General features: G+C 35.6%; 12 protein-coding genes. 3 read left to right on the top strand and 9 right to left on the bottom strand.

Annotation, left to right across the window (positions count from 1 at the left end; all coding sequences use genetic code 11):
- Positions 1-33 precede the first annotated feature (33 nt).
- Positions 34-633: a TetR/AcrR family transcriptional regulator gene (locus tag F886_RS05985; RefSeq protein ID WP_005302951.1), complete on the bottom strand. Its 600-nt coding sequence runs from the start codon at positions 631-633 to the stop codon at positions 34-36.
- 121 nt (positions 634-754) lie between these two features.
- Here F886_RS05985 and F886_RS05980 point away from each other — a divergent pair, with 121 nt between their 5' ends.
- Positions 755-1084: a darcynin family protein gene (locus F886_RS05980; protein WP_005302950.1), complete on the top strand. Its 330-nt coding sequence runs from the start codon at positions 755-757 to the stop codon at positions 1082-1084.
- 78 nt (positions 1085-1162) lie between these two features.
- Here the strand turns inward: F886_RS05980 and F886_RS05975 are convergent, their stop codons facing one another.
- The 7 genes from F886_RS05975 to F886_RS05945 all read right to left on the bottom strand — a co-directional run bounded on the left by F886_RS05975 (position 1163) and on the right by F886_RS05945 (position 11044).
- The gene (locus tag F886_RS05975; protein ID WP_005302948.1) at positions 1163-4618 is read right to left on the bottom strand and encodes a DEAD/DEAH box helicase; all 3456 of its coding nucleotides are present in this window, start codon (positions 4616-4618) and stop codon (positions 1163-1165) included.
- Positions 4611-5369, bottom strand: a complete 759-nt coding sequence (locus tag F886_RS05970) for a Hachiman antiphage defense system protein HamA (protein WP_005302946.1) — start codon at positions 5367-5369, stop codon at positions 4611-4613. Before F886_RS05970 ends, F886_RS05975 begins: the two co-directional genes overlap by 8 nt.
- Before the next feature lie 217 nt (positions 5370-5586).
- Positions 5587-6138: a TetR/AcrR family transcriptional regulator gene (locus tag F886_RS05965; RefSeq protein WP_005302944.1), complete on the bottom strand. Its 552-nt coding sequence runs from the start codon at positions 6136-6138 to the stop codon at positions 5587-5589.
- 936 nt (positions 6139-7074) lie between these two features.
- On the bottom strand, positions 7075-7566 hold the full coding sequence (locus F886_RS05960; RefSeq protein ID WP_004794389.1) for a flavin reductase: 492 nt from the start codon (positions 7564-7566) through the stop codon (positions 7075-7077).
- A 187-nt stretch (positions 7567-7753) separates the two neighbouring features.
- Positions 7754-8797: a methionine synthase gene (locus F886_RS05955; protein ID WP_005302942.1), complete on the bottom strand. Its 1044-nt coding sequence runs from the start codon at positions 8795-8797 to the stop codon at positions 7754-7756.
- A 21-nt stretch (positions 8798-8818) separates the two neighbouring features.
- Positions 8819-9805: a DUF1852 domain-containing protein gene (locus F886_RS05950; protein ID WP_005302940.1), complete on the bottom strand. Its 987-nt coding sequence runs from the start codon at positions 9803-9805 to the stop codon at positions 8819-8821.
- Between the two features lie 366 nt (positions 9806-10171).
- A complete protein-coding gene (locus F886_RS05945) occupies positions 10172-11044 on the bottom strand; it encodes a LysR family transcriptional regulator (protein WP_005302937.1) in 873 nt (290 codons plus the stop codon).
- Between the two features lie 255 nt (positions 11045-11299).
- On the opposite strand from F886_RS05945, the gene F886_RS05940 reads away from it, so the two are divergent.
- A complete protein-coding gene (locus tag F886_RS05940; protein ID WP_005302926.1) occupies positions 11300-11908 on the top strand; it encodes a LysE family translocator in 609 nt (202 codons plus the stop codon).
- A gap of 88 nt (positions 11909-11996) precedes the next feature.
- Here F886_RS05940 and F886_RS05935 read toward each other — a convergent pair whose 3' ends face one another.
- The gene (locus F886_RS05935) at positions 11997-13022 is read right to left on the bottom strand and encodes a fatty acid desaturase (RefSeq protein WP_081402210.1); all 1026 of its coding nucleotides are present in this window, start codon (positions 13020-13022) and stop codon (positions 11997-11999) included.
- A 216-nt stretch (positions 13023-13238) separates the two neighbouring features.
- Here F886_RS05935 and F886_RS05930 point away from each other — a divergent pair, with 216 nt between their 5' ends.
- Positions 13239-14246 carry an AraC family transcriptional regulator gene (locus tag F886_RS05930; RefSeq protein ID WP_005302922.1) on the top strand — a complete coding sequence of 336 codons (1008 nt, stop codon included), beginning with the start codon at positions 13239-13241 and terminating at the stop codon, positions 14244-14246.
- The last annotated feature ends 36 nt before the right edge of the window (positions 14247-14282 follow it).

The raw sequence follows: 14282 nt of genomic DNA, 5'->3' as shown, positions 1-14282 counted from the left end.
ATTAAGCTTCTGGAGGGAAAATAAAAAAGATTTTTAGCTCAAATCCAAATAACCAAATACAGCCTTTTCAACTCGCTGCTGTAAATTTTTTAAATCACTTTCCCCTGCTATGCCTGCCGCGTTAATCATTCCTTTGCTTAAAGCAATCACATCTTGTGCGGCTGTTTGTGCATGTGAAACTCCAGAGCGTATAAACAGATCAGAAATTATGGTTTCAAGCTCATACTGATGCTCACTTTCCTCAATGTCTTTTCCAATGAGTTCAGAAGCAAACTCTAATGTTCGTGCCAACTGCGGACGGCTCAATTGATGTTGCACAGCGGAATATATGACGAGTTTTAATTTTTCTTTTAGGTCTGCGGCGTCATTTTGCTGAATGGCTTCAACGATACAACTTGAGAGTTTAATACGCTCACGTCGAATTAACTCAACGATTAAAGCATCTTTAGATGGAAAGTATTGATATAGGCTACCAATGCTTACGCCAGCAAGTTCAGCCACGGCATTTGTGTTAAATCCAGCAAAGCCTAATGACTCTAAAATACGAGCAGCCGCTTCTAAAATTGCTTCAAAGGTAGCCACTGAGCGTGCTTGACGCGGGTGTTTGCGTGGGTCTGGAAGTGTTTCTGACATGGGCCGAAATGCGAGTATTTAATGTGAGTAATCACTCATATACTGACTGAGTCATGTTGAGATGACAAGCAAATACAGTCTTTTCGGTTGAACTACAACTCGGCCCAGTCATGGAGTGGTTATGTCTAGAACTTATACTTTTTTTATTCATTTAAGAGCTTTACCTGCTTGGTTGGCTTTAGCTCGTGAAAAGCGGGCTGAGTTTAGTACACAAAAGCTTGAACCTATTTTTGAGAAGTACCCAACTGTAAAAGTTCGGTGGTATGACGTTGAAGCGTTTAGCACTAAAGCCAGTGATATTGCTGTGTTTGAGACGACATCTCTGCAAGATTATTATTTTGTGATTGATGCGATTCGAGACTCTGAATTTTGTACAGTGCCCTACTTTGAGTTTGTAGAGATTATTCCTGCAATTGAAGATGGGTATGTGGAGTATGAAAAAACTTTATAGATGTTATTGGTATTCTATTTATATTCACACGACCAGATAGATAATCTGGTCTTAATTATTATTTCTAAATAAAAAATTTTATCTATTTTTAACAATTCGTAAAGAATCATCAGGGGAACACTTATACCGTATATCTACAGAAAAATCAGAATTAATATAAACAAATATTTCTGACATTAAATCTAAATTCAAATTAAAATTAAAGCTACCAACAACTTGTGCTTTCCTAGAAATTAAATATGTAATACTATCTATATTAAGCAACTTAATATTCGTAAACATATAATCCAATGGATCTATCTCTTTCCAATTAACATATATATTCCGAAGGATTCTATCTTCTTTTTCTAATAATGTATTCTTGATATTAGAAGCAAAATTTTTGAGTATCTGTGTATTTTCTTGACCAAAAGTATCAATAAAGCTATCAAAGTCAGCTTGATTCAACCACTTGAGTAATTTTCCAGCGCTTGGAAAGTTTATAAAGCGAGAAATTTCATTTGCTTTAACTCTAGATTTCAAACCTAATCCTATTAAAAATAAAGCATTCCTATCTAATACACCATATTCAAAAACTTGACTAATATAATCAAATGTAGACTGTTCAATTATATACTCAGAAAGTAAACTACATCTTGCCTTAAAGAATTCAATAGCCATTATAAAGTTGTAAGAAATATTTTTTTCAATAAAATCAACTGCCACATCAACATCAAAGCCTACTAAATAATTAAGACCATTCAACCAATTGTATAATATTTTATCCCAATGCTCTGGAATTTTCTTAGGAGTGAATTCAGATATAGAAAAAACTAACTCAGCAAGTTGAATTAATTTTTTACTCAAAATTGAGTAATTAAACTCATCCACAATTAGCAAAGTATCTATTTCATTAATTTTATTTAAAATATCATTAATAATTTTATCATTATTATTAATTGTATCTAAGCTTACTCCAGAAAAGTATAATTGTTGCCTTGAGCTATAAGTAGTAGTTTTCCATAAATATTCTGAACGCTTTTGTACAAATGATTTAATCAGCATTTGCTTTTCATTTGAAAGATGTCTAATTTGCTTATAAAGAAAGGAGTTCTTTAATAAAATATCAACAAATTCAGCCACATTTTCTATAGCAACCTCTTCATCTCCAATTAGATTTATTATTGAATAATCCAATAAACCCAGATATTCTTTCCATTTCACGTTAGCTTCCGTCACGGCATCCTGATTTTCAAAAGCGACTTGAGGGAAATCAAAGGCATAATTTGAATTAACAATATATTCATAAATAGTATAAATATTATTTTCTTTTAAACTATTAGCGATTCTCAAAATTAATTGAACTATTAATAATCCTAAGCCGCTATTTAATGTTAGTTTATCTTTATCACGTATTAATGAATTCCAATTTTTCGTTTTACTAAGGATATGTCCATAGTTCGGAAATAGAACAATTCCCTGTAAATCGACAAACGATCTTCCCGCTCGACCAATAACATTTCTGAATTCAGATGATGGAATAAGTTGCCCTGCACGAAAAATAGAATTAAACAATACAATATTTGCTTGTAAATTTAGTCCTTGTGCTAAAGTTGGAGATGAGATGATTAAGCTAACACGAGAGTGTTTAATTAAAAGCTCTATCGCTGTACGGTAATCTTTTGGTAGCCCTCCATGATGTATTACAATTCCAAGCTTTAAACACAGTATTGCTATATGATTTTCTCCTAATAGTTCTTCACCTTGGCTTAAGGCAGAAAAGTAATAGGGGCTTTGAATTTTACCAAGATCAAAATTTAAATAATTGAGATCATGAATTTTAATTAATCTTTTAGCTAAGGAATTTACTGATTTTTTTTCTGGGCAATAGATAAGGATACTTTGTTTATCATTAATATATTTATGTGCAGCCGTGAGAGTTAGGTCTTGAGAATTATTTGGAAAATTAACTCTTGATCTTACTAATCTTTTTTCAATAAATTTAGGGATAAATGGATTTTGCTCACCTATTGTAAAATCTAATCTATAGCTATTTGATTCATTAGTACCATATATTTCTCCAAAACGCAGATCTGTTGGTCTCCAATCTGAACTAATTGCTTTTCCTTCACTTGGATGGCTTATCCAATCAACGAAATCATCTAATTCAGATCCACTAGGTAAAATAGCAGATAAGCAAACGATTCTTCGTAAGTTAGAGTCAGGTCTATTAAGTAAGTTTTGCACTAAAACTTCAAATTTTATTTCCCTACCTCCAAGCCCTAACATATGGCCCTCATCTAAAACAACTAAGCCCACATCATTTAATAAAACAGGATCATTTTTTAAGATAAAGTCTAATTTTTCAGGTGTTCCTATTAAAATTTCACTATCTTCAAACTGGTTTTTCTGGAAACCATATAAGCTCTGCCCCCCATAAAGCGATGAAACCTTAATATCCATATCTTTAAATGTATTCATTAATGTAATTTCTGTTTGAACAGAAAGAGCTCTCAAAGGTGTAATAAAAATAACTTTTTTATTTTGTGATAATGCTCTTAAAATACATAACTCTGCAATCCTAGTTTTGCCAGAACTTGTTGGCAAAGATACAATTAAATTTTCTGAATCATTTATTGCACTTTTTGCTCCTTCAATTTGTGAAGGCCATAAATCTATCTCTGCATTCTTCTTTTTAAGTAAGTTTTTAATAAATTTATATCTTAATTTTGACCAATTCGTGTCATTATCCCTAATAGGTAGAATATGATGATATGTTTGAAACCATAAATCTCTCAATAGGTACTTAGTTATTCTAAAAATCCACCATTCTTCTAGAAAATTATATTCCTGACTAATTGAAATATTTAAACTAAGATTTTTTTCAATATTTTCAATGACTTTTCCCGACCCCACCTCTAAAGCATCTAAAAACTCATATAAGGATTCTAAATATATATTAATTAGACTGAGATTAATAAAATTCAAATTTGCAGAAATACTATCCATTGCTGAATCTTTTGAATCTACTTCAAGATTTGCCAATCTATCTAAATCTTTTTGATTCTCTTGTTTCCAAATTGGAATATTTTGTGTTAATTGTTTTAAATCTCTTGTAATAAGAAAACTTAGTGCTTTTTCTAAAATATTATGTGCATATAAATCATTATATTTTTTCAATAGACTATAAGCTTTAGCTGAATAGTGTGCTAAATGATATGCTGATGCAGAGAGAAGTATATGAAATGATCGCTGAGTATAATCTTCTTCCCCATTATTAACTACTACCATTAATGCAATAGCAGCTTTTTCAAAAGCCTGTAATCTCAATTCAACATCACCATTTTTCTCAGTACTTTTTATAGCAAGAGATAAAAGTGCATACCCATATGTTAGTAAATCATAAGATAGATCTTCAGAAAAATGAGGAGCATTTTCTGGCAAGATACCATCCTTCCAAATCATAGATCTAGATAAACCTCGATCAAGTAATCTACCTTTAAAATCAGGTTCTAAATTTTGTTTAATTAGTAAATCAATTTGTTCATTATTCATAGTTTTTATTTAAACCAAAAAATATTTCATTTATTAACTCAGCATGTTTATCTACTTTAAGCCCAATAGAAATTTGAGGATAATTTCCCTTATAATTATCAAATGCTGTCTTTTGAAGAAGATTTGGATTAGATTTAGTTAAGACAAACAATAAGTGCTTAACATCACTATTTTTTATAGATTTTTTATAGATAAACGTTTCAAGTTGCTGTGCTATATCATCATTTCCGATTTCATATGAACGTTCAATTATAAAATCTATGGAATGAGGAGATGGTCTCCCATCAAATGAATCTAGTTCTTCACGTGCTTCCACTAAAGTAGCTGTGCTTAAACTTTTTGCAGATTTGGATTCGCATTTAATAAATTTAATATTATCTTCTTCAAATTTAAGAGCAATTACATCATCTCCTCTCATTGCCATATCTTTATGGTCACGCCATTGGAGCTTTCTGATAGGCAAAAAGTAATTTAAATGTTCTTCTATATATATACTTGAGATAACCTCACCTACATCTCCTGATCGAATTTGACGTGAATTAGGAAATTTCAATTTAAGCTTTTCGTAAGCTGCTGCTTGCCCTAGAAGATTCAGAGTTCTTTGGAATGATCGTGATGCTAAATAATACTCTGGTAATTTAGAAATTAATAAATCTCGCAACGTATTAAAATGAGAATCCTGTAAAACAAGTACTCTAAATATATGTTGATCAACAGTTGTTTCGGTTTTCTCACATAAGCTTTCAATCATAACCCACCCGAAAATAATTAATTTAATTAATAACTACCGAACACAACTAAAACTCAAAAATCCATTAAAATTAAATATATAAAATAATATAAATAGTCAAGCTAATAAGACTAAATACTTATCAAGTTTTAACCTATATTAGCTATATAAACAAAATTTCTCATTAAGGAAATTTCTCGAAATATAGGATCAAATTTAACTAAATAACTTTACCCCTTTATCCCCTCCCCCAAAACCTCTCCAACACCACATCCCGTTCATCCACACTATTTGAACTTAAAACCTGTAGCATCAAGCCATCAATTAGGTTTAAAACCATGTTGGCATCGGGGGTGAATGCATTAGTTTCTAGACTAAAGACCAAATCAAAAAGCTCTCGAAGTAGCCATTTTCGATATTCAACTGCCATGCGGTAAGCGCTTGGGTAAAGCTGTTTTATTTCAAATATGGCTTTAAACAAAAGATGATAAAGGCTATTTACATCAACATGTAAGCGCACAATTTCTTTAAGTTTATCGCTTGGTTTTGGATAGCGGTGTGAATAGACAATTGCCAGCACTTCTTCTTTCAAGCGGCTTTTTTGAAAGCTTATGCAGGTTTCAACGAGCTTTTCTTTCGAGTGAAAGTAGTTATAAAGCGTGGCTTTCGGAATTTTAGTTTCTTTGGCAATCAGGTCTACGCCCGTGTTGTGAAATCCATAGAGATTAAATAGATCTACTGCGCTATGAATAACTTTTAATTTTTTTGAAGCCGATTCTAAAGTTGGCATAGTTTTACCATTATAAAAATAGGTTGTTATGTCTCGCTGAGATAAAAAGACTGTGCCCTTTCTGGGAGAAAAAAAGGCACAGCAAAGCCGTAAGATAGTGCTTGGCATATCTCAAGTTTTGTTTTGCTAAGTTTTAAGTAAAAATGACTAAAGCCTGAAAACCTTATGGCGTTCAAGCTGCTTTAAATTTTTAAGCTGTGTCGTTATAGCTTTTGGCAATGAGTGCCAAGAAATAATGGATGTGCATAGCCAACTCCTGATTTTGGGAGTTCTGCCAAAGCATTCATTTGGAATTATGGTGGCAGAACGAGCAAGGGTTAGCAGACTGATAGTAAGAAATCAGCACACCCGAAGGTGTCCCTCACTCGTCCTACCGCAACGAGCGAGGGACGATTGAACACATAAGACTACTCCTCAGAAGGAATAATCTGATGCTCTTACTATACGGTCTGCTAAAACCGGCTGGCAATGTGGCCAGCAGGCAAAGGATAATCCGAGAGTTGGTAGGTGTCAATGTAGCTTTTATGACAAGTATTTAAATTTATTATTATTTTTCATTAGATTAACTTAACTATTATTTTAGATATTATATTTCATTTTATAAATATCAAATAATGGCGGCGAAACGAAAGAAGGTTAACAGACTGGCTTCGAGTACCCAGTACGCACGAGGCGTCCTTCTTTCATTTCGCCATAATAGAGAAGTTTCCACCAATCATTTTCAAATAATGGCAGCAGAACGAAAGGAAGTTGACAGACTGTCCCAAGAACCCAGTACGCACAAAGCGTCTCCCTCTCGTCCTACCATAGCGGTAAGCAGACGAGAATAATTTGGAAGACTGCTTGTGTCAATATTAAAAATAACGTAAGTTATTAAATTTATTACTATTTTTTAGATTTATTAAATTATTATTTTAAATTTTATAAAAAGTGGAATTAGACAATTTCCGTCTGCCCCACTTGGTGATAAGCACGATTAAAATAAACCAAGCTTTGATCATGCTGGCTTTGTTTAATCGCAACAATCGGACAAATAAGAATAGTGTGTGTGCCGACTTGTTGAATTTGTTCAATCTCGCAATCGAAACTGACCAAAGCATCATCTAACACAGGTGAACCTGTTTCTAACTCAATCCATTCGCCATGTTTAAAGCGTTCTTCTGGCGTGAGCTTAGATGAAAATGCTTTTGAAATATGTTCGTGGTGTGCGCCTAAAACATTCACAGTTAAGATTTTGTTATCTAGGAAATGTGCATGTGAACTCGCAGATTGGTTCATACATACCAATAATGTCGGAGGTGTGTCAGTCACACTACAAACAGCAGAGGCAGTAAATCCAAAACGGCCAGACATGCCTGCCGTAGTCACAACACTAACCGCACTTGTGAGTAAAGACATTGCATTTCTAAAGTCTGTTGCTTGAACCATGACATTATTCCTAAATTGAATCGTACCTTGTCCTGAGTGTTTGCTATACCGCCCAACTCCATCAGGAAGGTACTTTATCAACATGCGTTCTGATTAGAACGACATGTAGTAAGTAAAATGAGGGTTACTTGTTTGATTATCAACTGCCATCAAAAAAGTAACCCTTTATACCACTTATTGGTAAATATTAAGCAGAGAGTTCAAAACCCGTAAGTTCTCTACGAACGATTTCTGCACCTGCACTTAAGGCATTTAACTTGCCACGTGCCACTTCACGAGAAAGAGGTGCCATGCCACAGTTTGTGCAAGGATAAAGCTTGTCAGCATCTACAAACTGAAGCGCTTTACGAAGAGTGTTAGCTACTTCTTCTGGAGTTTCAATCTGGTTAGATGCGACATCAATTGCGCCAACCATTACTTTTTTACCGCGAATGAGTTCGAGTAAATCGATAGGCACATGTGAGTTGTGACATTCTAACGAGATGATATCGATGTTAGATTTTTGCAGTTTCGGGAAAGCTTCTTCGTATTGGCGCCATTCCGAACCTAATGTCTTTTTCCAGTCAGTGTTGGCTTTAATGCCGTAACCGTAGCAAATGTGGACCGCAGTTTCACACTTAAGACCTTCAATTGCACGCTCTAATGTCGCAACGCCCCAATCATTTACTTCGTCAAAGAATACGTTAAATGCTGGTTCATCAAACTGAATAATATCTACACCAGCAGCTTCTAACTCACGCGCTTCTTGGTTCAAAATTTTAGCAAATTCCCAAGCAAGTTTTTCACGACTCTTGTAGTGACCATCGTAAAGTGTATCAATCATGGTCATTGGGCCAGGTAATGCCCACTTAATTGGTTGATCAGTTTGCTGACGTAAAAACTTAGCATCTTCAACAAACACAGGCTTTTGACGAGACACCGCACCTACAACAGATGGCACACTTGCATCGTAACGGTCACGAATTCGAACTGTTTCGCGCTTCTCAAAATCTACGCCATTTAAGTGTTCAATAAACGTGGTCACAAAGTGTTGGCGGGTTTGTTCACCATCGCTCACAATGTCGATGCCAGCAAGGCGCTGTTCGTGCAACGCTAAACGTAAAGCATCTTTTTTACCTTCAAGTAGACCTTCGTTTTCGAGTTTCCAAGGTGACCAAAGCTTTTCAGGTTCTGCAAGCCAACACGGTTTAGGTAAGCTGCCAGCAGTTGAAGTCGGTAGTAATTTTTTCATGATCAATGACCTATATGTTGATTAGTTAAGAGCGTAATTAGCAGACCACTGCTCAAGAATCGCTTGGTATGGTTTGATAAATTGCTCTTCAACAAACTTCCCTTGCTCAATAGCGAGGCGGCTACGTTCTTCACGGTCATACACAATTCGAGTAAGTGAGTAATCTTGGTTCTTTAAGCTTGGCTGATAAGACTGTCCAGCCACTGAATTTGCGTTGTAAATTTCAGGGCGGTAAATCTTTTGGAACGATTCCATGGTGCTGATGGTGCTGATCAACTCAAGGTTGGTGTAATCACTCAGCAAATCACCAGTAAAATAGAACGCCAAAGGTGCAGCACTGTTTTTAGGCATGAAATAGCGAACTTTTAAGCCCATTTTTTGGAAATATTCATCAGTGAGTGAATAGTCTTCTTGCTTGTATTCAACACCTAAAACAGGATGTTCGTTTTCAGTACGGTGATACTCTTTAGTGGTTGAAACGCTTAAGCAAATCACAGGTGCTTTTTTAAAGTTGGCTTTGTAAGTTTCAGAGTTAATAAAGCTCTTAAACAAGTTACCGTGCAATTCACCAAACTTTTCTGGCGTGCTAAAAGTAGACTTGTTTTTGTTGTGATCTAACAACAGCACACTAAAGTCATAGTCACGCACATAAGATGAGAAGTTGTTACCTACAATACCTTCGATGCGTTCATTGGTTTTCTTATCAACAATATTGGTTTTCAATATTTCGATTAAAGGAAGCCCGCTTGCTCGGTTTTCGGCATCAATATTCATTTCAACTGAAATGATTTCAAGTTCAACGCCGTAGCGGTCACCTTTAGGGTTGTCCCAATGAGCTAAGGCATTAAAACGATTGTCGATCATCTGTAAAGTGTTGCGCAGATTCTCTTCACGGCTCATCCCTCTCGCTAAGTTAGCAAAGTTGGTTGTAATACGCGTATTGTCTGCTGGACGATAGTTTTCATCGAAACAAATACTCTTAATCGTAAATGTAAATTCTTTACTCATTTTGATCAGTACCCTAATTTCTGAGATAAACCTAAAAATATTTCGAGCTCTTTTTAAACTTTCCAGCCTTGTCAGATTTGTGCCTTAAGGTCTTATCAAAAGTGAATGACTGGAACGCTTCAGAGCGTGAATAGATTTATACCGCAATCACAACATGAATAAAAATGATTTAGTCTCATTCAAAACTGAGTGAAATTCATGTTTAGGATTTAATAAAGAAGTATGAAGTTAAATATTTTTCATCTTAGGGAATTTTAGACAGCAGAAACTCAATATATGGCGTGCATAAAACGCCTTAATAGTTTTAAATATTTACTATTAATTTCAATAATTTAAACCATATAGCTTTAGATGGAATGGCTAGACTTAAAGTAATTTATGCTGACTCTCATTCATCTCTGCTTTTAGCCATTCTAAAAATATAATCGTCCGTGGATCTTCCTCAAAAGTACTATGAGAAAGTAAAAAATAGGCTGAATTATCTTGTATAACAGGTGAAATTTTTTGCAGTAAGTTCCACTCAAGCTCTTTTTCAATCATATAAATTGAGATGACCGTTGCGCCGAGTCCAGCCAAACAACCTTCTAAACATAAATAAAAATGTTCGAGTTCAACTTTGGTATAGCTTTTTAAGCTTTGCTTTAACTCAGCAATGCGGCTCATACTTTTGAAAAAATTCGGTCTAGAAGTCGAAATGAGTAAGTCGTTTGTGTCCGAATGTTTGGTTGCTTGAACTAGAGCCATATATTCATCGGCAATTTTTTCGCTGTAAATATGCTCTCCCCAATCAAAATCATTTCTGCGAATCGCTATATCAATATTATCTTTTTCAAAATCGACCACGCCGCCTGCAGTAAGTAGCACAACCTCAAAATCATGACCGAGCTTTTTAAATTTTGAGAGCCGTGGAATAAGCCACTTCATGGAAAGAGTCGGTTCACACGACAAGACCAGTTGTTTATTGTGAGTTTTAGGCTGGCTGAGTTCTATTAAACATTCATCGAGTTGACCAAAAACCTGATGGCAACAACTCAATAAAATTTCGCCCTGCTCGGTCATCACAAGTGTTTTATTTTTTCGATCGAACAAAGGCGTATTTAAAGCTTCTTCTAAATTATAAATCTGTTTACTAACCGCACTTTGCGTCACAAATAATTTCTTTGCAGCTAAAGTGACGCTGCCATACTTCGCCACAAAATAGAAAAATTTTAATGAATTCAGCGATATTCTTTCAATCATTCCAAAAACTCATAAATGTGTAGTCGTTTTTATCGATTTTTATTTCTAGGTTTCTGTTCAAAATAAAAATCATCTTGATTAAACCCCATTTTAGATGATGAAAAACATATTGAATATCGATATCTATCTTCGCAAATGTAAAGCGCCAATCTTTCTCACCAAAATAATAGCAGCTTTAAGTAGTGTTTTCGCTCTCTTACATGCATTCCAAAAAGTACAGATGAACTCCCTCGTTTTCAGTGAGGGTACAAGATAATGGCAGAGTTTATTGCGGTTATTTTAATTACGATTTTGGCAGTGGTAAGTCCCGGAGCTGACTTTGCGATTGTCACCAAAAATAGTTATCTGTACGGTAGAAGAATAGGTGTGTTCACTTCACTCGGGATATCGCTTGGCGTGTTGGTACATGTAACCTATACGTTAGTTGCCGTTGCCTTTGTGATGACTTATACGCCGCAAATTTTAAATATTGTTAAGTACATTGGTGCGCTTTACCTGATCTACATTGGCTATAAAACCTTTACTCAAAAACCTGTTTTAGACACTGCTGCTTTAACTGCTATAGGTAGTTTGCAAGCCATAAAATACGGCTTTTTTACCAATGCCCTGAACCCTAAAACCACACTATTTGTGATTAGTACCTATACCCAAATTGTGAGCTTAACCACGCCTAAAACCATTCTTTTGGCTTATGGCTTTTTTATGTCATTTGCGCATTGCATATGGTTTTCACTTGTGGCTGTGCTTTTCTCTTCCATGCTATTGAGACAGAAAATGTTAGCCAAGCAAGTGCAAATTAATAAGGTGATTGGTTCAATTTTATGTGTTTTAGGCGTGATTCTGCTTTTTACTAAGTTTCAGTAAAACTTTTTAATTTTTAAGAAACTGTAGAGTGTGGACTGAGTCCTGTGTACAGAACTCAGTCCATTCAAGCGAGTTAAGAATCTATTTGTTAAGTATTCGATTCAGATAAATTATTTACATTCCAACGATTTGCTCTTTTAAAGGTTCCGACATCGTTAAACCGTACTCCCATATCACGCATGACTTTATGGGCAACGGGCGCGGTCATTTGTCGAATGTAGAATGGTTCTTTCACCACAAAATGATGGATGGCATGTGTCGAACCAAAGTTAAAGCAAAAGAGTTGGAACGGCATCATCCACCACGGTGTTAACACTTGAGTTTGTTGAATGACATTACCCAATTCAACATCACCGTAGTAATGCATGTTGCTTGTCACAAAGTGCAGGCAGAAGGTACGCAGCACATTTGGCGCAATCCACACCACAGTCAGAATATTAATCACATGCATAACATTTAGGGTTGTAGCTGACCACGAAATCGGTGCATTTGCCAAGCTTGAAACCATATCAACTGCATGGAAACCTAAGAAGATATACCAAAGAGACCAATGAATAATTCCAAGTGGAAAATAAGCTAAGAACGCACGTTTAAAAATAACTTTTCTAACAGTCCAATTGCTTGCAGCAATAATGCGTAGCAAAACTGCAAAGCCATTATCACCGATGGCGACGAGTCGGCGTATGCTCCACTGCTCTCCATTGGTGAGCGCTCTTTCTTCTAAATCAACTTCAGTGCCTGAATTTTTATGGTGATTAAAATGAAGCTCACGGCGTTTCCATGGGTTAATGGTACTTGGGCGAGCTAACCACACTAATCCCATCATTAAATGATGTGCCCATGGTTTTTTTCTAAAATACATCCAGTGAATGAGGTCGTGTTCTAACTCATGTGTAAGAGATGCAAAAAACGCAATAATTGGAATTGCGAACCAAGCTGAAAGCTGATGATTGATATAAAGAAAGGCTGTAGCAATCATTCCAACAAGGGAAACAAATAGAATCATCGCCCCTATTGCGTTTTGATGGTTCAAAATGGGATGGCGCTTGCGTAAAGCCACGCCTTCCGCTGTGACCACTTTTTTAATGTGTTCCGTTTTTTCGCTATCGCTCATTCCAGCAGGATTTTTATATATGTAGGTCATCCGTTATTCCTCAGTTTTCTCATGTCCCTACTTTATTTATATCTACCTTTGTACGCTTAGCTCGAAACGCCAATCTATTGGCTATGGATGCCAAAATAGTAAGATTCAAAACAAACAAAAGATTTTTTAGTTTTGAATCTTTTATACTGCTCACAGGAATATGAGTCACAAGTTATAGGACATAACATGCCACAGACAGCAACGGCATTGGCTAGCTGGGTTAAAGCGATTCAAAAAGCGCTTGAGAAAGCAGGTGTGGATAGCCAACCTTTATTAAAACAAGCAGGTTTAGATGTTCAGGCCCTAAATGATCCTGATGCACGCTATTCATTAAAAAACACAGCAACTTTATGGAAATTAGCCGTTCAAGCGACTCAAGACTCGTGCTTTGGCCTTAAAGTTGCCAGCCAAGTCAACCAAAATACATTTCATGTGTTGGGCCATTCACTCATTACCAGCACCACACTAAAAGAAATGTTTTTAAGAATTATTCGTTACTTCCGCATAGTGACCGACATTCCCGAACTTGAGTTTTATGGCGAGGGAAAAAATCATTATTTCGTTATTCATGTTCCCGATGAAGTTCAACCCGAATCTATCGATGCTTTTATCTCTGTTTTTATTCGTTCAAGTCGTGCGTTACAAGGTTCTGTTTTTTCGCCCTTACGCATTGAATTAAGACGCTCAGAGCCAGAAGATCTGGAAACTTTTCAGAGTATTTTAAAAGCCCCGATTGTGTTTAATGCACCCAAAGACATGATTGTGTTTGACACAGCCACCATAGAGCAGCCTTTAGATGGTGGGAATCCTAGCCTCACCCAAGAATATGATGAGATTATTAATCGTTATCTCGCTCGGTTTGATAAAGAAAATATATTGGCTCGTGTGAAAGTAAAACTCATTGAAAAATTATCTACAGGTGACTTTCAACAGCAAGACGTTGCGAAAAGTTTAGGCTTAAGTATACGCAGTCTGCAACGTAAGCTATCGGCAGAAAATACCTCTTATAGCGAGCTACTCGACAATACACGGCACGAACTCGCTTTGTCTTATATCAAAAATTCAAGCCACAATATTACCGAAATTGCCTATATTCTTGGCTTTACCGATGTGAGTAGTTTTACCCGTGCTTTTCGACGCTGGACAGATTTATCACCGCTACACTATCGGGAAAAACATCTCTCTTGTTCTTAAATTTTTAAAAATTTTAGATAAAAAAAGATGCCTCGA

The organism is Acinetobacter sp. NIPH 542, from assembly GCF_000369825.1.
GTDB lineage: Bacteria > Pseudomonadota > Gammaproteobacteria > Pseudomonadales > Moraxellaceae > Acinetobacter > Acinetobacter oleivorans.
Note: the sequence above shows the minus strand (reverse complement) of the source record. Positions and strands in the feature narration are given on the sequence as shown.

Bases quoted from the DNA above. Each gene is read 5' to 3' on its own strand.
- F886_RS05970 (WP_005302946.1), bottom strand. From the start codon at position 5,369: ATGATTGAAAGCTTATGTGAGAAAACCGAAACAACTGTTGATCAACAT.
- F886_RS05960 (WP_004794389.1), bottom strand. From the start codon at position 7,566: ATGGTTCAAGCAACAGACTTTAGAAATGCAATGTCTTTACTCACAAGT.
- F886_RS05940 (WP_005302926.1), top strand. From the start codon at position 11,300: ATGGCAGAGTTTATTGCGGTTATTTTAATTACGATTTTGGCAGTGGTA.
- F886_RS05975 (WP_005302948.1), bottom strand. From the start codon at position 4,618: ATGAATAATGAACAAATTGATTTACTAATTAAACAAAATTTAGAACCT.
- F886_RS05930 (WP_005302922.1), top strand. From the start codon at position 13,239: ATGCCACAGACAGCAACGGCATTGGCTAGCTGGGTTAAAGCGATTCAA.
- F886_RS05985 (WP_005302951.1), bottom strand. From the start codon at position 633: ATGTCAGAAACACTTCCAGACCCACGCAAACACCCGCGTCAAGCACGC.
- F886_RS05955 (WP_005302942.1), bottom strand. From the start codon at position 8,797: ATGAAAAAATTACTACCGACTTCAACTGCTGGCAGCTTACCTAAACCG.
- F886_RS05935 (WP_081402210.1), bottom strand. From the start codon at position 13,022: ATGAGCGATAGCGAAAAAACGGAACACATTAAAAAAGTGGTCACAGCG.
- F886_RS05965 (WP_005302944.1), bottom strand. From the start codon at position 6,138: ATGCCAACTTTAGAATCGGCTTCAAAAAAATTAAAAGTTATTCATAGC.
- F886_RS05950 (WP_005302940.1), bottom strand. From the start codon at position 9,805: ATGAGTAAAGAATTTACATTTACGATTAAGAGTATTTGTTTCGATGAA.
- F886_RS05945 (WP_005302937.1), bottom strand. From the start codon at position 11,044: ATGATTGAAAGAATATCGCTGAATTCATTAAAATTTTTCTATTTTGTG.
- F886_RS05980 (WP_005302950.1), top strand. From the start codon at position 755: ATGTCTAGAACTTATACTTTTTTTATTCATTTAAGAGCTTTACCTGCT.